The sequence below is a fragment of the Candidatus Pantoea formicae genome, assembly GCF_011752625.1.
GTDB classification, from domain to species: domain Bacteria; phylum Pseudomonadota; class Gammaproteobacteria; order Enterobacterales; family Enterobacteriaceae; genus Pantoea; species Pantoea formicae.
Map to the genome: position 1 here is coordinate 719,979 of NZ_VWXD01000001.1, position 21,075 is coordinate 741,053.

Below are 21,075 nucleotides of genomic sequence, written 5' to 3' on the forward strand. Positions count from 1 at the left end.
CTCCCGAACGGAAATCAGTGCGCGACCGCCGCAGCGCCGTGTTCATCAACCAGCGCGCCAGTGTGGAATCGATCAATCGAGAAGGGTGCGGCCAGCGGATGCATCTCGCGCTTCGCCAAGCTGGCGGCAAACACGTGCGCTGAACCCGGTGTGGCTTTGAAGCCGCCCGTGCCCCAACCGCAATTGAAATAGAGACCCTTAACCTTGGTTTTCGAGATGATCGGGCTGGCGTCCGGCGTGGTATCAACGATGCCGCCCCACTGACGGTTCATCCGCACCCGTGAGAAGGCCGGGAACATTTCAACAATTGCCTGCAAGGTGTGCTCAATAATGGGATAGCTGCCGCGTTGACCGTAGCCGGTGTAACCATCGATGCCGGCACCGATCACCAGATCGCCTTTGTCGGACTGGCTGATGTAACCGTGTACATGGTTAGACATCACCACCGTGTTCACCACCGGTTTGAGGGGTTCGGAGACCAGCGCTTGTAAGGGATGGGATTCGAGCGGTAAGCGAATATCCGCCATCTTCGCCACCGTGCCAGAGTTCCCCGCCACCACGCAGCCCACGGTTTTCGCTTCGATGTCGCCACGATTCGTGTGCACCCCGTAGATTTGGCCATCGCGGATCATCAGCCCGGTCACTTCGGTCTGTTGCAGGATATCCACCCCATGCGCGTCGGCACCGCGTGCAAAGCCCCACGCCACGGCATCGTGACGGGCTACACCACCGCGTGGCTGCCATGAGGCCCCCATGATGGGGAAACGGGCGCGAGATGAGCAGTCAAGCAGCGGTTCCAGGTCCTGAACGCCGCGGGCATCCAGCACCTCGCCATCAATACCGTTCAGACGGTTGGCGTTAACACGGCGCTGAATGTCGCGCATGTCCTGTAAGGTATGGCCCAAATTCAGTACACCGCGTTGTGAGAACATTACGTTGTAATTGAGGTCCTGTGTGAGCCCTTCCCACAGCTTCATCGAGTGTTCAAACAAGGCTGCCGCTTCATCCCACAGGTAATTGGATCGAACAATGGTGGTGTTACGTGCGGTATTGCCGCCACCCAGCCAGCCTTTTTCAATCACGACCACATTGCGAATACCAAACTCTTTCGCCAGGTAATACGCCGTGCCTAAACCGTGTCCACCGCCGCCGATAATAATGACGTCATAAGACTTCTTCGGCGTGGGATTGCGCCACATGCGCTGCCAATTCTCGTGATAACTCAGTCCGTGGCTGATAAGCCCGAAGCCGGAAAAACGTTGCATACTCGTCTCCTTAAACTCCCGGCTCGCGCCGGGACAAAATGTCAGGCAATGGCTTTTTTGGCGATGACCTGCTGTGGATGCTCGCCGTACACCGGATGCTTGGCGCATAGCTCAGAAACGTTGAAGCGCACCCAGGCTTCGATGTTGTCGCTGTTCTGTTTCACCGCCAGCACATCGAGGATGTCGCAAATCCAGCCAGCCAGGGTTTCACACTCTTTCTCGCCAAAACCACGGGTGGTCACTGCGGGCGTGCCAATGCGCAACCCGGAAGTGACGAAGGGGCTTTGCGGATCGTTAGGGACGGAGTTTTTGTTAACGGTGATATGCGCACGGCCCAGTGCCGCATCGGCCTCTTTACCGGTAATGTCCTGATTAATCAGTGAGACCAGGAAAAGATGATTATCTGTGCCACCGGAAACCACGTCATAGCCGCGTTTGATAAACACTTTCGCCATGGTTTTCGCGTTATCGATCACTTTGGCTTGATAGTGGATAAAGTCCTGTTCCATCGCCTCACGAAATGCCATGGCTTTAGCCGCAATCACGTGCATCAACGGACCGCCCTGTTGGCCAGGGAATACGGCTGAATTGAGTTTTTTGTACAGCGCTTCGTCACCCAGTGCAGAGAGAATCAACCCACCACGCGGACCGCGCAGGGTTTTATGCGTCGTCGTAGTGACCACGTGAGCATGGGGTAATGGGCTCGGATAGCAGCGTGCGGCAACCAGACCCGCGACGTGTGCCATATCCACCATCAGCCAGGCGCCTACGCTATCGGCGATTTCGCGGAAGCGTTTCCAGTCGACGATGCGTGAATAGGCTGAGAAACCCGCAACAATCAGCTTCGGCTGATGCTCTTTGGCCAGCCGTTCCACTTCCTGATAATCGATTTCGCCGGTTTCGGGATCTAATCCATACTGCACTGCGTTATAGTGCTTGCCGGAGACATTCGGCGCGGCGCCGTGCGTTAAATGGCCGCCGTGTGCGAGACTCATGCCCAATATCGTGTCACCAGGTTTGATCAACGCCATAAACACGGCGGCGTTGGCTTGCGCACCAGAGTGTGGTTGAACGTTGGCATAATCGGCACCGAACAACATGCAGGCACGTTCAATGGCTAAACGTTCAATGGTATCCACATGTTCGCACCCGCCGTAATAACGTTTACCCGGATAGCCTTCTGCATATTTATTGGTAAGCTGGCTGCCCTGTAATGACATCACTTGATTACTGGCGTAATTCTCAGAGGCGATAAGTTCAATGTGAGTTTCCTGCCTGACCAACTCGCCTACGACTGCCGCAAACAGCTGTGGATCCGCACTGTTTAAGTTATTTGCATTCATTGCCCCACCCTCATCATCAGGTTTAGTTGCCGGATTCAGTACACATTCAAACTACTGAAAATAAGCGGGGATAATCTTGAACGTTTGCGACAATAGACACAGTAACTTCGCGACAATTCTTAATTATCAATGAATTAACTTTTTATTAACGATTGAATTGTTTGATAGCGGTCACGTATAAATAAGAAAAAATGATGAGTGTGATGCGCATCAATAAAAAGATCACAGGGTGTTTGAGAGGGAACTGAATAAGAGCGCTGAGGCGGAAAAGCCACGCCAGCTTGTTAAAGCGGGATTTATTAACGGCTGCTGGCAACCGCTATTTTCGTCCAGGGATTAACCCGCAGCGGATTGACCAGCAGAATGCGCAACAAATATCAACGCCCTTCTATCCGGCTATCGATATGAATAAAGAATGGATCCACATGCTGCTGATCGCGCGTATTGTTTTGCTTTCTTGCCAGGCTCGGCGGATATCCAAACGCGTCGCGGAAATGCCGTGAAAAATGGGCGGTGTCGGCAAAACCACAGCGCTCGCCAATTTCGGTTACCGTTTTGGCGCTATACATCAGCAGCCACAATCCGTAGCGCAAACGCAGGTCGCGCGCGAAACGCTGCGGGCTCACACCCAGTTCATCCTGAAATTTGCGCTCAAGATTACGCCTTGAGGTATTTAAGCGTTGGGCCAACTGTTCAACAGAAATCACTTCGCCCATATGCTGCGAAATAATATCGACGGCGCTGCGCACCAAACGATCTTTCACTTTCTCGAAGATCACTGGCTGTGGCTGAGGATGTTCTGTGGATCGTGCTTCATCGATCAGCATAATGTGCAGACTTTTAATCGCCCAGGCGCGGCCTAAATGTCGTTCAATCAGATATGCCGCCACGTCCGCCGCCGCGATTCCGCCCGCGCAGGTAATCAGTTTGCCTTCATCGACAAAAATACGATCGGCAACGGGGGTGATATCTGGAAAACGCCGCTGCAAATCGCCATGGTGATACCAACTGACGCAGCACTGTTTTCCTTTCATCACGCCCGCTTGAATCAGCGCAAATACGCCAGTACAGAGTCCAACCAGCGGCGTGCCAAACTGCGCGGCCAGCCGAATATAATCCAGCGCGCGGTGATCGATTTTGTCTTTTTCATCCTGAACACCACCGATCACCACGAGATAATCAAAGTTTTCTGGATTTTTGAGTTCCTCACAGGGTGAAATCACCGCACCACAGCTGGAGGTGGCCGCGCCACCATGACTCGACATAAACGTCCAGCTACAGCGCAGCTGACGGCTGCGATCGCCCTCATCAGCCGCAAGTCGCAGGCAGTCAACAAAGGCAGCAAACGGCAGCAGCGTAAACCTGTTCAATAGAATGAAACCCACGGAAAGTGGCGTGGCGTGTTCGGCAGGTTTACTGCGGGCAATCATGTGAGCTCCTTAATTTATTGCAGCGATGCCGCCGCAAAGGCACCAGGCGTAATACCAAAATGAGCACGGAATTTTTTAATGAAATGGCTCTGATCAAAGAAGCCGACATCGTTCGCCGTCTGCGCGGCATCCCGTCCCAATGACAACATATGCTTGGCCCGCGTCAGGCGGATTTGCGTCAGGTATTGATGTACTGACAGGCCGGTGTGCTTGTGGAACATGCGCATGAAATGGAATTCACTCAAGCCTGCGGCGGCGGCAATCTCACTCACCGCGAGCGGCTGATGATACTCGCTGTGCAGGAAATCGACGGCTTGGCGAATATCGGCGCGCATGGCGCTCTGCAGCTCGCCTTTTACTGTTCTTTCACCCTGTTGGCGAAGCAACGCATTGAGTACCTGGAACAGCGCGCACTCTTTTTCCACTGCGTCCGGGCTTTGCAGCATTACCGCTGAGGCCTGAAGCATCTGCTGCGCCAACAAGGGATTATGACGCATCCCTTCCTGGCCAAAATTGAGTTCGCCTTTACCGCCAATGACCGTATCAGCGATCTGATTCACCAAAGATGCCGAAGGATAAAAGGCACAATAATCCCATCCTTCATCACGCTCGACCGCTTCACCGGTATGCACTTCCCCCGGCATAATAACCATTACCGTCCCCGCCGCCGCAATACCCTGCTGACGACAAATACGCGTCCGTTGCGCGCCACGGGCAAAGGCCGCGATAACAAATTCATCATGGAAATGTGGCGGATAGCTGTGCTCGTAGCAACGCGCGCGCAGGATTTCCATGCCGCCGTGCATACCTTGATCGCGCCACAATTTAATGTCGTCACGTTTTTCCTGCATCACAGATCCTTCGCTTAATCTCTCCAAGAGCAGGATTTTACTATAGCCTGGCGCATCCTGGCTTAATATTGGTGCATCTGTTGAAAAGGTTTTGGAAAATTGTCATGTCGTTGAAGAGTCAACCCCTCGCGAAACACAGTGAATATCAGCATTTCCGCGCGGGATTTATCGCCTGTTTACCCACGGTGCCGGGCTATCTCAGTATTGGCTTTGCCGCCGGTGCCATCGGTACATTGGCGGGGTTTTCAGTTCTGCAAACCGCACTGCTGGCCACCTTGCTTTATACCGGTTCAGCACAGTTTTTATTCTACTCACTTTGGGCATCAGGGGCAGAAATGACCTCGGTGGTGCTGAGCGTCATATTGGTCAATCTTCGTTATTTGCTGATGAGTTCGGCGATTAGCGTTTTCTTCCGTGGACAAACGGGCTGGCAGAAAGTGGTCAGTGGCTTGTTACTCACCGATGAAACTTTCGGTGTCGCTGTTCAGCAGGGTAGCCAGCATGGAAAAATCGGCTTTGCCTGGATGTTTGGTCTGAACCTGCCCGCCTGGCTTAACTGGATTCTTGCTTGTGTTATTGGTGCCTATGCCGCATCAGCTGTTCCTGAATCGCTGATGGCCGGTTTAAGTTTCAGTCTGGTGTCGATGTTTATCGGGCTGATATTGATGACGTGGTTTGCCAGCCGACGCAAATGGCTGGAGACGCTGGCGATTGTCGTCGCGGTACTGGTGACATTCTTCTCCGCCGGACATCTTGACCTTAGCGTCGTGGTGATTGTGGCAGCCTCCATTGCCGCCAGCCTCGCCACACTGGTTTTGCGTATGCAGTCTAAGGAAGGGGTGTGAAATGGAACGTAATGTCCTGCTGACCATTGTGGTGGCGGCGCTGGTCACCGCTGTGATGCGCGTGGGCCCCATTCTGCTGTTGTCGCGTTTTCGTCTGGCTCCGCTGGCACAACAGTGGCTGAGCTTTATCCCCGCCGCCATCATGGCAGCGATTGTCACCGCTGAATTAGTAGAAAAGCCGGCGCTCACCGCTTCGGGCCTGAGTTTGTCACTGCTGGCAGCTTTAATTGCCGCCGTGGTTGGCATCATCACACGGGGTCTGTTTGCCACGGTATTGGCCGGAATGGTGGCCTATACCGCGCTGCGCTACTTCTTCGGGCTTTAGCATGACTGTCCTGGGCGCCCTCACCGTCGCCCAGGACGTCACCCCACTTCGGGAGCGGGCACGCGCTTGCCCTTCAATAGATTTCTCAATGCCGGCTCCGCGTATTTGCTAATAAACCACGCGACATAATACAGCACGCTGGCCACTACTATCGGCATCAGCATCATCACAAACTCATTTTTAATATGAACGTTGAGTTTAATCAGCGTAGCAATCATCAGGTTTTCATGAATCAGATAGAAGGCGTAACTGGCAAAGCCAATCGCGGTCAGGAAGCGAAGAGATAACATTCGCTCCAGCTGTTTTGAATAAAAACTGCCAATAAAGAACAGCATAACGATGAGTAATGGAATCAGGGTGATAATCCCAGCATTTTTAATGAAGTAACTGAAGTTAATCAACAACGCGAAGACCACAACCACATAATGTAATAGTTTGTCTCGGCCGCGCATTCTTTCATAAACCAGGCAACCTACCATAAACCACGCATAATGAATAAAGCCGAACTTGGAAATAATGTCAATAAAAACAGGATGACCTAAAGATTTCAACACTGAAGATGCTGATAACAGTAACATCGGCACCAACAATCCTGGCAGGCAATATTTTCGGCCCAGTGTAAAATAGATAGCGCCAATGATCAGATAAAATACCGCTTCAACGTACAATGACCAAAATGAACCGGCCATCGATTTAAACTCAATGCCCGTGATCTGCGTCAGCGTCTCTGGATTGGTAAAGATCAATCCTGGCAGCAGGTTCTTAACGTGCGGCGTCATTGCTGACCACTCAGGGAATAATCCCCCGGCAAAATAAAGCAGCAAACTGGCAATCAGCATTGCAGGGAATAAGCGTAACCAGCGTTTCTTAAGGAAGCTCACATAGCTCTCCGATTTATCGAGTGTCATAAATATGACAAAACCGGAAATCATGAAGAATAGCTCTACCCCAAGCCAGCCATAAGAGAAAACAGGAATATGTTGTGTACTATTCGCATAAGGCAACAGTGTTGGCCAACGTGCATAAGCGTGGTAACCAATCACTAAAAGGATGGCTAAACCACGCATTCCATCAAGATGTCGAATACGAGCGTGCATAATTCCCTCAGGAAAGATGACCGGATGTGTAAAGCCAAATTAGCACTGACACATCTTTACTCACAATAAGACTTAATCTGATTAAAATAATTAGCGAGGACATTTTAATTAATAATTAAATCCAACTCCACCCTGTAATCCCTGGCCTTATGCTTCTTCTAATAAAAAATAGATTAAACATCTAATTACCCATGCGTTGATATTTTATCTTATCGATTAAATAAAGCCAGTCATAAACAAAGTAATAACGGGCCTGGTGGCAATAATGGTCAGTCACGCTAATGAATGGAAAGCGCAAGACTGCGCTTTCCTTTTTTTATTCCGGTGGCAACGCCTGCAAAATGCGCTGTGCATCTTTTGCACTGAGCGAATAATCATAAAACTTCTGATAGAAGTCCTGCGTCGCTTTCACCATATCCAGTTGCGGGAACAGTGCCGGGTGCAATTGTTTCGCGGCCCACTGGATCTGTAACGCCACTTCGGTGCCGTAGCGGTCCCAAGGGAATACGCCGGAGGGGTTTTGCAAAACCTGGTGCTGCTGCACGGCTTTAACGCTGGCAAACAACGCCTTGTAGTCTGAGTCCGCTAGCGTTCCTGCTCCTGCACCGATAATGATCACATCCGGATTCCAGCGAATCACCTCTTCTGGTGATATCGGCTGCATATTGCCATTGATGCTATCGGCAACGTTTCGCCCACCGGCAAGCTTGATCCAGGTATCAATCAGCGTATTACGTCCATCCACCTTCAACGGATGCAGTGATTGGATGTGCAACACCCGCGGGCGCTGCGCCTGTTTGAGTCCAGCGGTTTTTGCCTGAATGGCGGCTATCTGACTATCCAGATAGCGATTGTAGGTTTGCGCGCGGGATGCGGCCTGCGGTGTACCCACTACCTGTGCGGTGGTGATCAGCGAACGTTTCATTGATTCGAAGTTATCAAAGTTCATCGCCAGCACTGGAATTCCTGCAAGTCGATAAGATTCGGCATCAGGATCGTTGGCGGGGACGAAAACGGCATCGACATGGCGCGCCACTAAGGCTTCGCTGGCAAAGGTCTTGCCATGCGCTTGCAGTGCCTGATGCAACGACGGCTGCACTTTGAACATCCAGGGTCGATCAGCGGGATGATTCACTGTTGCAACGATGCGATCACCCGCCCCTAGCGTCATCAATAATGAGTGATGGGCAAACCAGGCATCCGCAATATGCTGTGCCGGTGGATGAATCTCCACCTGATTACCGCTATCGTCAGTCACCGTTTGTGCCGTTGCCATTGTACTTACCAAAATAGCAACGGCAGTGCCCATCTCCAACTGTTAATCATCAATCGCTCCTAGAAATTAAGTTGCATGGAAACCTGCACCATGCGCGGTTCGCCCAGTGAAGCACTGGCATAACCGGCGCCGCTGTAACCATTCAAACCGCCCGGCACAATGTTGGTCCAGTAGTGACGGTTCGTCAGATTGGTGACGTCAAGACGGAAAGTGGTGGCGGTATCAAACAACTGCGTTTTGTAAGCGGCACCCGCGTCCAGCGTGGTATAGCTGCTAACCCAACCATCATTCTGGTTATCAGTTGTGCGGCGTCCTACGTAGTGAATACCACCGTGAATATCGGTGCCGCTGAACATCGGCAAATCATAGGCGGCAAACAAACTGGCGGTATAGCGTGGCAGACCGACGATCTGCTTATCATCAGTCTCTGTGCTGGCGGTATCCAGTAAACGCGGATCAAGCCAGGTCATCCCGCCAAAGACATGCAAGCGATCGGTAACATCACCGTCTGCCATCAGCTCCAGGCCACGATTGCGCTGCTCACCGTCCACGGCATAATCACCGCTGGCATTGGTATAAGCAAATGGACGCTTAATTTGGAATAGCGCAGCGGTCAGCAGCAGCTTGTCGATGGCGAGTTTGCTACCCACTTCCACCTGACGACTACGATACGGTGCCAATATCGCCCCGGCATTGTTTGCCGTGGCTGGCGCTGTATCCCCTTGTTGCAGGCTATCAGCATAAGTGACATACAGTGTCAGCGGATCGACAGGTTTGTACATCAGACTGGCAGAACCACTAAATCCGCTATTCGAAGAATCACTGCTACGGCTGCCGGTTTTGCTGTAATTCGATGAGCTGAGCAAACTTTCACTGCCCGCAAGCAGCACACTCCATTGCGGTGAAAATTGCAGGTTATCGCTCAGTAAAAATGCATGCTGGGTGGCTGTAGCGGAGTGATAGCGATCGGTGAAATCGGGATAGTCTGGTTCAGCAAACGTCTGAGGGTCATCCAACGACGCGCTGCCGAGCGTAGATGTTCCGCCGCTGCGAGGGTTGTAGTTCTTCCAGACAAAGCCGCGCACGCCTGTCGCAATCTGATGATGAATCCATCCGGTATCGACTTCACCATTCAAATTTGCCATATAGCTATTAATGGTGAAGCGGCTGGCGGTAGCCGATGAGGTCGTCGTGGTGTAAGCACCTTGGTTATTGGTGAAGGTATTGGTCACAGCGGTCGATTCACGATCCGCAATCTGACGCAGCACGCCCACTTCACCCTGCCAGTTGCCATCAAAATCATGCTTTAGATGCACGCCAGCGGTGAGCGTGTGGTTGTTATCACCGGCATAAGATTGACCAAGGTGCGCGGTTTTGGGATCCGGCGCGGCAGGGAATGATAAGCCCTTGCCCAGGGCAAATTTACCCGGCAGACCTTTGTCATAGAAGTGGTAGTAGCTGAAGTTCGTCTCCAGCACGGTTTGGTCGGTGAGGTTAGCATCGAGCGCCAGGCTGAACAGTTGGCGGCGTTTTTTACTGTCTTTGACATACCCATCGCCTTCGTCGTCCAACAGATTGAGGCGATAGCGTAGCCGGTCGTTACTGTCCAACGGGCCGCTGAAATCTCCCGCTACCTGATGGCTTAATCCTGTGCCCGCGCCGACAGTGAGGCTGTGTTGCGGGGTGTCGCTGGCCCGCTTGCTGACGAAGTTGAATAATCCTGCGGGATTGCCTGGCCCATATAATGATCCCGCCAGGCCGTTGAGGACTTCAATATGGTCGAACTGCTCAGCTGCATAATCGGTGGTTGATACCACATTCAACCCATCAATCATGCTGTTTTGTACCACACTGCCCTGCACGCCGCGCGTTTGCGGACGGGCGCCATCACCTTGTACAGAGGGCATGTAACGGTAGAGGTCGCTAACGCTTTTCAGCTGCTGACGCTTCATCAATTGCGGTGAAACAGTCTGCACCGACCACGGCGTATTTCGTACTTCCTGCTTGCCAAGATTACCGAGGGTGGCCTTTTTTTCGGTTTCGGCAGGTGCTGAATGAGGAGAGGCATTAACGGTGAGGGTTGGCTGCTCAGTCGCGGCATACAGCGGAACGCTGGACAATAACATCGCGCTGGTGAAACCCGTTTTCACCAGGGTAATACGCTTGATAAACATGACTTTTCCAGGATGGCTAACGAAGGACGTTGCGCGTAAAGCTAGCGCTATGTTTTCGATTATATATCGATAAAATTCGTCAACCTATTGTTTAGCAGCGTTATATTCCATCGTGGCAACCGCTTTTCACGCCATGTTTAACAGTGTTCCGACGATCATCATCATCGCCGCGAGCCAATAAAAGACAGTCCCCCAGTGGCGAATAACCGGCTGTTTACTGTAGCGCTCATGCAGTATAAAGAGCACGAATAACACGGCCGCCGTTCGGTTCATCATGAAATTCATTTCACCCACTACGCAATAGATCATTGTGGCCCAAGCCACGCATCCGATGCTCAATATGGCAAAAAGGCGTTTAGCCCACGGGATCGATTTTGATGATGTCTTGAGCATAATGCGCACTTCCTCTCAGCGATTACATGATGAATACTGTTCATCCTGTTTTTAAATTGCTGACAGGCTACGCCTTTGAAACGCTATTTCGCAAAGTCATAGTTTTCAGCCATGCATGAGATAAATTCATTCATGACATCCCTTCGTTTACCTCCGCTGGGTGCTGTGCGCGCGTTTGATGCTGTCGCGCGGCACGCCAGTTTTAAATTGGCTGCAGATGAGATTGGCGTCACGCCCACTGCCATCAGTCACCAGATTCGCGTGCTGGAAGAAGCCCTAAACCAGCGTCTGTTTATCCGATCCGCTCGTGCCGTCACACTAACCGCTGCCGGGGAGATACTGCTGCACGCCTCAACCCAAATCTTCGCAACGCTTCGCGAGGCCGTGGACAAGATATATGCCGATCAGCAACCGCAGACCCTAACACTCAGCACCACCTCCAATTTCCTGACCAACTGGCTCGTGCCAAGACTTCCCTCTTTGCAACAAACCTATCCGCAGATGACATTACGCCTGCACAGCGGTACGGCGTTAGTCGATGTGGAAGGTTCCATGGCCGACTGCGCCATTCGGTATGGCACCCAGGTTGATGACAGGCTAGATACCACACGACTCTACCGCGACAAATTTGTGCTGGTCGTCAGCCCACAACTGCAATTGCAGTCCGTAGATGATTTGCACAAAGTTACGCTGTTTCACGTGGAGAATCGGCGAATTCCTTCTCCTGAACCCACTTGGCAGCAATGGAAGGAGACATTCGGCCCTGCGGATTTACACATTGAAGCCGGCATTCATTTCGATGATGAGACGCACGCGATTCAGGCGGCAATTGCAGGCCAAGGTGTATTGCTGGCAAGTGAATTGCTGATCCAACGGGCGCTGGATCAGGGCTTATTGCAAATTGCACTACCGGGCTCGCTTCCAGGTGCTGATTACACCTTCGTTACCAGCATGGAGAAAGCACAACGTGAGGATGTACAGCAGTTTAAACATTGGCTACTTCAGGCCTTTCACGCTCAGGACGCATAGGGTCCGGGGCCAATCGACTCGCGGATGACTAACTCACCTGAGAAAGTTTTACGGTTACGCATTTCACCGCCATCAAGCATTGATATCAGCCTTTCGAGGGTTTCCTCGATCATCGCGGTAACCGGCATTTTGACACTCGACAGTGCGGGGATGGTAAAGGGTGCGAGCGGTATATCATCGAATCCCAGCACCGCGACCTGAGCAGGCACGGCGATCCCCCTTGTTGCCAGTGCCTTCAGCGCGCCCACCGCCATCTCATCGTTACTCGCTACCAGCGCACTGAAAGTGCTGCCCTGCGCCAGCAGTGTTTCTACTGCCGTCACGCCATTTTGCGCCTGCCATTTTCCTTCCACGATCAAGGCTTCCTGCAGCGGAATATGATGTTGTGCCAACGCGGCTTTATAACCCGCCAGGCGCTCACGGCCGGTGGGTGAATCCAGCGAACCGGTAATAAAAGCGATGTCTCTGTGGCCTAAAGCAATCAGCTGTTCCACCGCTTTCGAGCAGGTCAGTTGTTGGTCGGCGTAAATGCAGTAACTGTCATGCTGACGCAAACGACGATTGATCACCAAGATCGGATGCTTGTGCTGAGCGACAATGTCATCCATCTCGTCAATAGTGAGAAAACGTGGATAGATGATCACACCATCGCAGCGGAGATCGAGTAAAAACTGAATCGCAGCCCGCTCCTCCTCTGCACTGTGTTTTCCGTCCACCAATAAGAGTTGCCGACCCTGTTGCTCCATCATTCGCGCTGAATGCTGCATCAACTCAGTGAAATAGCTACCGGTATACAGTGTGTTGGTGATCACCAATCCAATGGTCTGTGTCGACTTGGTTGCCAGATTACGCGCCAAAAGATTGGGACGAAAACCGGTTTCAGCGATGGCCTGGAACACCTTTTCGCGCTTCTCTTCGCTAACGTAACCTTTGCCCGACAGTACCCGCGAAACTGTGGCTTTGGATACGCCCGCTACTTTCGCCACCTCAATTATGGTCGCCATTTTTCACTCAACTTTGCCTTCTGATAATTGCAGTGTACCTAAGCTGCGAATTGCACGGGAGTTTTTCTCTGTGCAGCAATGAACGCCCTTATCGGCTAAAACGATCGATATCACATTTATGAACATATAATTTTAAATATCTTGCCTGATTTAACTTCCATATTCATGATTTTGTGAAACCGGTTTCTCATAAGTCACATTTTGACAGTTGTACCCTACTCAAATAATCAGAGACCCAATATCCATGGCTAAAAACTATGCTGACGTTTCACGCGCCATCGTGGCTTCGCTCGGCGGCTGGTCCAACATTGAAGCTGTCACCCACTGCATGACGCGACTGCGCTTTGTGGTTAAAGACAGTGCGGTTATCGACAATGCCACGCTTAAAACAATTCCTGGCGTGATGGGGGTGGTGCATACCGATACGCAATGCCAGGTGATCATCGGCAACAATGTAAACCTTGCCTATCAGGAAGTGCTCAAGCTGGGATCGCCGGAAGGTGACAAGGCTGTACCCGTGAAACGTAAAATCACGCTGCGCAGCATTGGCGCGGGGATCCTCGACGCACTGGTCGGCACCATGTCGCCGCTTATCCCCGCCATTATTGGTGGTTCGATGGTTAAGCTGCTGGCAATGGTGCTGGAAATGAGTGGGGTTCTGCCGAAAGGCTCCTCCACGCTGATCATCCTCAATGTCATTGGCGATGGCGCATTTTTCTTCTTGCCCATTATGGTGGCCGCATCAGCTGCCTTGAAATTCAAAACCAATATGTCGCTGGCGATTGCCATCGCAGGCGTATTGGTTCATCCCAACTTTGTCGACCTAATGGCAAAAGCAGCCCAAGGCCAGGTGGTAGAGTTTGCTGCTATTCCGGTGACGGCGGTGAAATACACCTACACGGTTATCCCCGCATTGGTGATGACGTGGATTTTGTCGCACATCGAATATTGGGTTGATCGCTTTACCCCTGCCGTCACCAAAAACTTCCTGAAGCCGATGCTAATTGTGCTTATAGCCGCGCCAATTGCCATCGTACTCATCGGTCCGATCGGTATCTGGATTGGTAGCGGGATTTCTGCGTTGGTGTACACCATCCACGGATATTTAGGTTGGTTGTCAGTGGCGATTATGGGCGCGTTATGGCCGCTGCTGGTGATGACGGGCATGCACCGGGTGTTCACGCCAACCATCATTCAGACCATTGCCGAAACCGGCAAAGAAGGCATGGTGATGCCGTCAGAAATTGGGGCAAATCTGTCGTTAGGCGGCTCTTCCCTGGCGGTTGCCTTTAAAACCAAAAATCCAGAGCTGCGCCAAACCGCCTTTGCGGCGGCAGCATCAGCCATTGTGGCGGGAATTTCTGAACCGGCACTTTATGGCGTGGCCGTTCGCCTCAAGCGTCCCCTGATCGCCTGTTTAATCAGCGGCTTTATTTGCGGCGCGGTCGCGGGAATTGGCGGACTGGCCAGCCACTCGATGGCCTCGCCTGGCTTGTTTACCAGCGTACAGTTCTTTGACCCTGCCAATCCGATGAGCATCATTTGGGTCGGTGGCGTGATGGTGCTGTCGGTCGCGCTCTCTTTTGTACTTACCCTGATTTTAGGTTTTGAAGATATCCCGGTCAGTGAAACGGCCCCAGCCAAACCGGTCACTGAACCCGCCAAAGCCGTTAATGCTAATTGATGAATTGAGGTTTTTTATGTCTGAAGTGACATTTCCAGAGGGATTTTTGTGGGGCGGCGCATTGGCCGCCAACCAATCCGAGGGGAGCTATCGCGCTGGCGGTAAAGGCTTAACCACCGTGGATATGATTCCACACGGTGCACATCGCATGCCCGTTAAATTAGGTCTGGAGCCACGCTTCACACTTCATGAGGATGAGTACTACCCAAGCCACGATGCCATCGATTTCTATAGCCGTTACAAAGAAGATATCGCACTGATGGCGGAGATGGGGTTTACCGTATTCCGCACATCCATCGCCTGGAGCCGCATTTATCCGCTGGGTGACGAGATGACGCCCAACGCGGAAGGCATTGCCTTCTATCGCAGCCTGTTTGAAGAGTGTCAGAAATATGGCATCACCCCACTGGTGACCTTATGCCATTTCGATGTACCGATGCATCTGGTGACTGAATACGGTTCGTGGCGCAATCGCAAAATGATTGAGTTCTTTGCGCGTTACGCAAAGACCTGTTTCGAGGCTTTCAATGGGTTAGTGAAGTATTGGCTGACTTTTAATGAGATTAATATCCTGCTGCACAGTCCTTTCTCTGGAGCTGGATTGGTGTTCGAGCCCGCAGAGAATCCCGAGCAGGTCAAATATCAGGCCGCGCACCATGAACTTGTGGCCAGCGCGCTGGTCACTAAAATTGCTCATGAGGTTAATTCGGATAATCAAGTGGGCTGCATGCTGGCGGGGGGGAATTTTTATCCATGGTCCTGCAAACCGGAAGATGTCTGGGCAGCACTGGAGAAAGATCGCGAAAACTTGTTCTTTATTGATGTACAAGCGCGTGGCGCTTACCCCTCTTATGCTGCGCGCGTATTCCGCGAAAAAGGCATCGAGATCATCTGGCAGGAAGAGGATGAAGCCATTCTTCGCAACACCGTCGATTTTGTTTCCTTTAGCTATTACGCCTCTCGTTGTGCTTCGGCTGATATGAATGAGAACAACAGCAGCGCCGCCAATGTGGTGAAATCACTCACCAATCCCCATGTTGAGAAAAGTGCATGGGGCTGGGGCATCGACCCGCTGGGGCTGCGCATTACCATGAACATGATGTATGACCGCTATCAGAAGCCGTTGTTCTTAGTCGAAAACGGGCTGGGCGCACGCGATGACGTCGATGCGAATGGCGAGATTCATGACGATTACCGCATTAGCTACTTGCGGCAACATATTCAGGCGATGGGCGAAGCGATAGGCGACGGGATTCCCGTGATCGGTTACACCACATGGGGATGCATCGACCTGGTGGCCGCTTCCACGGGTGAAATGAGCAAACGTTACGGCTTTGTCTATGTTGATCGTGATGACCAAGGTAATGGCACGTTAGCGCGCTCACGCAAAAAATCCTTTTGGTGGTACAAAAAAGTGATAGCCAGTAATGGGAAGGACTTAAGCGAATAACAGGATTTAGCGGGGCGCAAGGTATTGTGCCCTGTTTCTTTGAGCGTACGTTTTAATCTCTATGAATAAATGGATCTGATTATCCAGCGCTATTAAAAAATAAGAATTTTGGTGTCGTGATCACCTGTACTCTTTTATAAATGCCAATGGTACTATTTCCGCGATTAATCCAGCGGAATTGCGGCATGTTACGTTTCGAACCTCCTCTTCACCTGCGTGAAGTATTTTTTCTGCTTTTTGCTCAGCTTAAAGCAGCCCTTATTTGCATGACTGCCTGCGCGCTGCTGCTATCATCACTTTCATCTCCTGCCCTGGCCGCGGGAAAAGATGATAAAGCGAATCGTATTGTCAGCGGTATCATCAGCTTTACGCGCTGGCCCGCTTTAAAGGATGCTCCGCAACTCTGCGTGTTCACTTCTGCACAGCATATTGCTTTCCCTGCCAGCCCCATTGCGACATCGCTGCCTTTTAGCGTGGTTTATCTCAACACGGAGAACGATCTGGCGAGCACCCGCTGTGATGCCATCTATTTCGGTGACCAGTCGCCACAGAAACAGACTGAGCTGCTGGCGTTAGAGAAAGACAGAGCCGTGCTGTCGCTGGCAGAAAATAATCCAGACTGCGCGATAGGCGCCGCGTTTTGCCTGATATTGAATACCGATCACCCTATGTTTGCCGTTAATCTCGACTCGCTGGCCCGTAGTGGTGTTCGCGTTAGCCCAGATGTGTTGTTGCTGTCGCGCAAAGGAAGCCAATAAGATGAAATTAGATAAAAACAAAAATGAAAAATCATCTATCCGCATCAAACTACGCAAAATCAGCATCATAAATTCAGCGGTTATTTTATTGCTGTGCTGGCTACTGCTGACTTCCACATCGTTGCTATTTATTAAACGCTACGAGAAAAGAAATCTTGAGCTGATTGCCGCCACGCTGAGCAACAGTCTGACGGCCGCCACGGTTTTTGAAGACAGCTATGACGCACACAAGAAAATTGCCACCCTGGGGAATGAAGGTATGTTCGCCTCGGCAAAACTGGTCACCGATGATCAAACCGTCTTGGTTGACTGGCAAGATCAGCAGCAGCGAAGCGGTTGGTACCAAAATTTCCTGCGTGAATGGATTTATGCCCGTCCGTTCAGTGTGAATATCGTTCATGCCGAGAACACCGTGGGTACGCTGACGCTGGTGGGCACCGTGACAGGTGCCGCTGATTTTATTCGTTATTCTGTGATGATTTTAACCAGTGGCATGTTGTGCGTGCTGATCGTCGCTTCCCTGCTGAGTGCATTGTTACATCGTGGTATTTTGGTTTCATTACGTAATATCACCAGCTCGATTCACTATGTGATCCGCTCCGGTGATTTCTCATTGCGTATTCCTGAAAGCCCTACTAAGGAATTTCAGCTGTTTTCAGAAGACCTTAATTCGCTACTAGCGGAGATGCAGTCACTGCAAACGTCTTTGCTGCGTGATAACCGGTCATTAGCGGCCAAAGCGCTGGAAGACCCGCTGACTGGATTAGCCAACCGCGCCGCATTTGTCGCCCGCTTGACCACATTGTTAGATGCGCAGCTCGCACAAGAGCGATTTGTTTTACTGTTCCTCGATGGCGATCGCTTTAAGAGTATCAACGACAACTGGGGACATGCAGCAGGTGATGAAGTGTTACGTGCTATCGGCTCACGTTTGCTGGCGTTGGCGTACAAACAGGATTTGGTTGCCCGGCTTGGCGGTGATGAGTTCGCCATGCTGATCACCAGTCGTGCGACGGAATCACAACTGCAACAGCTCACCGAAGAGATTCGTGAAACCATCGCACAGAAAATCATGATCGCTGAAGGCACGCCAATCACCACCTCCGTTACCATTGGTTTTGCCTGGTCACAACATGGCGATAGCGTAGAGTCGATTCTTGAGCGTGCAGATATGAACATGTACAAAAACAAAGGGATAAATAAGGTAAGGATATGAAAAAGATTTTTTTATTGATGTGTGTTTTGGTCTGCGCTGGCTGTCAGTCTCAGGGACGTTTTAGTGCGGCACAGATTGCAGCCATGCAAAATGCTGGCTTTACCGAGAACAGCGAAGGCTGGGGCCTGGGTTTGTCAGAAAAAATTCTGTTTGGTGTGAACGAGTCAGAGCTGACGCCCACGAGCAAAGCCACGATTGCCAATATGGCTAAGAGCCTCGCGGCGACCGGTCTTCAGCATGTCCGCATAGATGGGCATACTGATAACTACGGCAAAGCAGATTACAACCAACAGCTCTCTTTGAAACGCGCGGATGCGGTCGCTGCGCAATGGGCACAAGGAGCCGCCGTGCCACGCGCCAATATTATTACGCGCGGTTTGGGCATGACCGCCCCCATTGCCAGCAACAATACCGCACAAGGTCGCGCACAGAATCGCCGTGTGGCCGTTGTCATCACCTCGCCTTAAGCTTCCCCTGCGTTATTAATAGGGCAGTCTATTCTGCCCTAAATAAATTGATTCTTATTTTTAACTCTAATACTATCCGACCCATTCACGGTTTCGGTTTAAATAAACCCACGTCCAGCCGGTGAAAACTTTCATCATTCAGCATCCATTACAATTAATATTTTCATCACTACGACAGGAGTCATTATGAAATTAACCATTGTCCTTGCTGCGCTATTCCTTTCAACCGCGGCTCATGCTGAAGTCGTACTATCAGGGAAACCTGACAATCAATTTACTCGAGACTCACATAACAACCTGCAATCTCACCAGAAGATTCTAGATGAAGCCAAAATTGATCGTGCGTCATTCAGTAAAAAAGTTCAGCACACCTGTGATGTGATTGCACCAGAGGATGCCGTCAATAAATTCCATAAAATGACACAAGAAATTCTGGGTAATCCAATGTCCCTTGAAGACACGGGCTACAGCGAAAAAGAGTACCGTAAAGTCATAAGCTTCACCTGTTATAAAGGGGCCAACTGGACCATCAATGGCATGGATAAGCAGATGGAGCCGCAATTGGTTAAGGCAGTAAAAGACCATGAAGCCGCGGCACAAACCACCAACGACAAGGCCACCGCGGCTGGCTATAAAATAGCGATCGAGGCCACTCAGCAAGGAATGGCTGCCGCAAGAAAATAGTGATTAAGGGTGAACAATGAGTATATTCACCCGTTTCATTTATTTAGCTTCGTGACAGTGAATAAAAGTATAATCTATCACGTGCCAGATTTTTCATTTTCACCTCACACATGATATCGAAATCGCTGAATGACAAAGCCCAGTCATTCAGCGTTTGATTGAAGTAATAATCTGCATGGGCGCGCAATTTCACTTTGTTCACATCTAAATCCTGCTGATGAGGGAAACCGTGATCGGGAATAATCCCCTCCTGCGCAATAGAATAGTGCAGCACCGGACGGACACCGCGCCAGGATTCAATAATCAGTGGAACACGCGGATCATTCGCTTGAATGTACAGATTCTCCTTCACCCAATGATGATGAATATCTAATACCACGGGGCAGAGATCGCGTGCCTGTAAAACATCATCCAGTGAACAGGATATTTCATCATTTTCTACCGTCAGCATGTTTCGCGCTTCAGGAGAGAGTCGCATAAAGGCCGAACGAAAACCCTCAATCCCCTTCTTCCCGTTCATATGAATATTGATTTTGAAATCCTGGAACTGACGACCATAGCCCATCGCCACCGCGCACATTGCATGATACTCCACATCCTCGATCGCACGTTCCACCACCCCTTCATTGTCTGAGGCCAGCACCGAATATTGTCCAGGGTGGAATGAGAGGCGAATGTTATTGGCTCGTGCAACATCGCCGCAGCGGATTAACAGTGGCTGTAGATCGGGCATTAACTCCGAATAAATGGCGGTGGCCTCTGGCACGGTATAGAGCGGTAGCAGATCGCTGCCAATGCGCATCATACGCAACGCATCGGGCAACTGCGCCAGCTGATTCAACATCTGGAGTTGGTTTTCGAGATTGTGAGTGGCCAATTGCGCTAACAAACTGGTCTGCGCTTCGCGATCAAGACTGAGAAAGCGTGTGCGTGTGGTGGTTTTAAATGGAAAAGGCTGCTTAGCCTGTGCATCCAAATACTTGCATGCGAAACCCAATTTCATCTTCTATCCCCTATAGAGCAGCCTGAAAGTGTAGCTGGCAATCGGCAAGTAAAGTGAAAATGATTGAATAGCATTGAGGGCGGCCTCATGGCTTAATGCCAGCCAATTAAGGTGCTGTTCGGTTAAGGCCGCTATTTTTTGAAATGGCGGCTTTTTCTTGTGCGCGATTGAGTATTTTGGTGCGGGCCGCAGCCCCTCTGCTGCTGCCGGGCCGTCCTCGCGCCGCTTCGCGGTGCCTTCGGCTGCAACATTGTGCCGGCCGGAACGTTCGGGTACGGCCGTCCTGGCCTACCCGAACTGCCTGTCGCATCCCTGCGACTGGCTCCTGGCACAACGTCTCCGCCTCAGCGCTGCGAATAGCCCGTTGCAGCAGTAGAGGCGCTGTGGCCACAAACACTGTGCCCTTTGCAGAAGCAAGGGCGATGTGGCCTCAGACACAGTGCTCTTTGTGGCAGTCAAAGCGCTAAAGTGCTCATCATCGTGCCCTCTCCAACAGCGTAAACAGATGTTAGCAAGCAGGCTGGTGCCGCTCTGGGGATGGCATTTCGCAGCGCTGAACGGAATGTGGAAGCCAGGAGAGCCAGCATGGATGCTGGCGAAAGGTGCAGCCGGGACAGGGAAAGTCCCGTCTGCACCGGTCCGTCAGGCTGACGAGTGAAGTGAAGGTACCGCGTCAGCGGCGCGAGGACAGCCAGCCCCAGAGCGGCAACAGACTGCGTTATCACCTTACGCTCAACTGACGCAGACTGCGTTATCACTGCATGCTTAACGCCTTTTAGCC

20 protein-coding genes are annotated in these 21,075 nt (G+C 51.3%); 10 read left to right on the forward strand and 10 right to left on the reverse strand.

Annotated features, from left to right (window positions below):
* Positions 1-14: 14 nt before the first annotated feature.
* The 4 genes from F3J38_RS03505 to F3J38_RS03520 all read right to left on the reverse strand — a co-directional run bounded on the left by F3J38_RS03505 (position 15) and on the right by F3J38_RS03520 (position 4,889).
* A complete protein-coding gene (locus F3J38_RS03505) occupies positions 15-1,265 on the reverse strand; it encodes a sarcosine oxidase subunit beta family protein (RefSeq protein WP_167135115.1) in 1,251 nt (416 codons plus the stop codon).
* A 41-nt stretch (positions 1,266-1,306) separates the two neighbouring features.
* Positions 1,307-2,608 (reverse strand): serine hydroxymethyltransferase, encoded by a 1,302-nt coding sequence (gene glyA, locus F3J38_RS03510; protein WP_167135117.1) that lies wholly within the window; start codon positions 2,606-2,608, stop codon positions 1,307-1,309.
* Positions 2,609-2,985: 377 nt separating this feature from the next.
* Positions 2,986-4,038, reverse strand: a complete 1,053-nt coding sequence (locus F3J38_RS03515) for a GlxA family transcriptional regulator (RefSeq protein WP_167135119.1) — start codon at positions 4,036-4,038, stop codon at positions 2,986-2,988.
* 14 nt (positions 4,039-4,052) lie between these two features.
* The gene (locus tag F3J38_RS03520; protein WP_167135121.1) at positions 4,053-4,889 is read right to left on the reverse strand and encodes a helix-turn-helix transcriptional regulator; all 837 of its coding nucleotides are present in this window, start codon (positions 4,887-4,889) and stop codon (positions 4,053-4,055) included.
* Between the two features lie 104 nt (positions 4,890-4,993).
* Between F3J38_RS03520 and F3J38_RS03525 the strand changes: the two genes are divergently transcribed.
* Together F3J38_RS03525 and F3J38_RS03530 are read left to right on the forward strand one after the other, a co-directional pair.
* Complete coding sequence (locus F3J38_RS03525; protein ID WP_167135123.1) at positions 4,994-5,734, forward strand: AzlC family ABC transporter permease; 741 nt, start codon at positions 4,994-4,996, stop codon at positions 5,732-5,734.
* Between the two features lies 1 nt (position 5,735).
* A complete protein-coding gene (locus F3J38_RS03530; RefSeq protein WP_084931347.1) occupies positions 5,736-6,059 on the forward strand; it encodes an AzlD domain-containing protein in 324 nt (107 codons plus the stop codon).
* 38 nt (positions 6,060-6,097) lie between these two features.
* Here F3J38_RS03530 and F3J38_RS03535 read toward each other — a convergent pair whose 3' ends face one another.
* The 4 genes from F3J38_RS03535 to F3J38_RS03550 all read right to left on the reverse strand — a co-directional run bounded on the left by F3J38_RS03535 (position 6,098) and on the right by F3J38_RS03550 (position 10,999).
* Complete coding sequence (locus tag F3J38_RS03535; RefSeq protein ID WP_167135125.1) at positions 6,098-7,156, reverse strand: acyltransferase family protein; 1,059 nt, start codon at positions 7,154-7,156, stop codon at positions 6,098-6,100.
* 316 nt (positions 7,157-7,472) lie between these two features.
* Positions 7,473-8,432 carry an ABC transporter substrate-binding protein gene (locus F3J38_RS03540; protein WP_240155878.1) on the reverse strand — a complete coding sequence of 320 codons (960 nt, stop codon included), beginning with the start codon at positions 8,430-8,432 and terminating at the stop codon, positions 7,473-7,475.
* A gap of 59 nt (positions 8,433-8,491) precedes the next feature.
* Positions 8,492-10,606, reverse strand: a complete 2,115-nt coding sequence (locus F3J38_RS03545) for a TonB-dependent receptor (protein ID WP_240155879.1) — start codon at positions 10,604-10,606, stop codon at positions 8,492-8,494.
* Between the two features lie 126 nt (positions 10,607-10,732).
* Positions 10,733-10,999, reverse strand: coding sequence for a hypothetical protein (locus tag F3J38_RS03550; RefSeq protein WP_167135129.1), 267 nt, complete (start codon positions 10,997-10,999; stop codon positions 10,733-10,735).
* Positions 11,000-11,131: 132 nt separating this feature from the next.
* Here F3J38_RS03550 and F3J38_RS03555 point away from each other — a divergent pair, with 132 nt between their 5' ends.
* Entirely contained in the window at positions 11,132-12,028 is an 897-nt protein-coding gene (locus tag F3J38_RS03555; protein WP_167135131.1) for a LysR substrate-binding domain-containing protein, read from the forward strand.
* Here F3J38_RS03555 and F3J38_RS03560 read toward each other — a convergent pair.
* Positions 12,016-13,032 carry a LacI family DNA-binding transcriptional regulator gene (locus F3J38_RS03560; protein WP_167135133.1) on the reverse strand — a complete coding sequence of 339 codons (1,017 nt, stop codon included), beginning with the start codon at positions 13,030-13,032 and terminating at the stop codon, positions 12,016-12,018. The two genes, F3J38_RS03555 and F3J38_RS03560, sit on opposite strands and share 13 nt — an antisense overlap.
* 244 nt (positions 13,033-13,276) lie before the next feature.
* Between F3J38_RS03560 and ascF the strand changes: the two genes are divergently transcribed.
* The 6 genes from ascF to F3J38_RS03590 all read left to right on the forward strand — a co-directional run bounded on the left by ascF (position 13,277) and on the right by F3J38_RS03590 (position 19,291).
* Complete coding sequence (gene ascF, locus F3J38_RS03565; protein WP_167135135.1) at positions 13,277-14,716, forward strand: PTS cellobiose/arbutin/salicin transporter subunit IIBC; 1,440 nt, start codon at positions 13,277-13,279, stop codon at positions 14,714-14,716.
* A gap of 16 nt (positions 14,717-14,732) precedes the next feature.
* Entirely contained in the window at positions 14,733-16,166 is a 1,434-nt protein-coding gene (locus F3J38_RS03570; protein ID WP_167135137.1) for a 6-phospho-beta-glucosidase, read from the forward strand.
* A gap of 185 nt (positions 16,167-16,351) precedes the next feature.
* A complete protein-coding gene (gene yfiR, locus F3J38_RS03575) occupies positions 16,352-16,924 on the forward strand; it encodes a regulatory sequestration protein YfiR (protein WP_205298097.1) in 573 nt (190 codons plus the stop codon).
* 1 nt (position 16,925) lies between these two features.
* Positions 16,926-18,140, forward strand: a complete 1,215-nt coding sequence (gene dgcN / locus F3J38_RS03580) for a diguanylate cyclase DgcN/YfiN (protein ID WP_167135139.1) — start codon at positions 16,926-16,928, stop codon at positions 18,138-18,140.
* A complete protein-coding gene (gene yfiB, locus F3J38_RS03585; RefSeq protein ID WP_167135141.1) occupies positions 18,137-18,607 on the forward strand; it encodes an outer membrane lipoprotein YfiB in 471 nt (156 codons plus the stop codon). Before dgcN ends, yfiB begins: the two co-directional genes overlap by 4 nt.
* 186 nt (positions 18,608-18,793) lie before the next feature.
* Positions 18,794-19,291 (forward strand): hypothetical protein, encoded by a 498-nt coding sequence (locus F3J38_RS03590; protein ID WP_167135143.1) that lies wholly within the window; start codon positions 18,794-18,796, stop codon positions 19,289-19,291.
* 43 nt (positions 19,292-19,334) lie between these two features.
* On the opposite strand, the gene uvsE is transcribed toward F3J38_RS03590, so the two are convergent.
* Positions 19,335-20,294: a UV DNA damage repair endonuclease UvsE gene (uvsE, locus tag F3J38_RS03595; RefSeq protein WP_167135145.1), complete on the reverse strand. Its 960-nt coding sequence runs from the start codon at positions 20,292-20,294 to the stop codon at positions 19,335-19,337.
* 505 nt (positions 20,295-20,799) lie between these two features.
* On the opposite strand from uvsE, the gene F3J38_RS03600 reads away from it, so the two are divergent.
* Complete coding sequence (locus F3J38_RS03600; protein ID WP_167135147.1) at positions 20,800-20,952, forward strand: hypothetical protein; 153 nt, start codon at positions 20,800-20,802, stop codon at positions 20,950-20,952.
* Positions 20,953-21,075 lie beyond the last annotated feature (123 nt).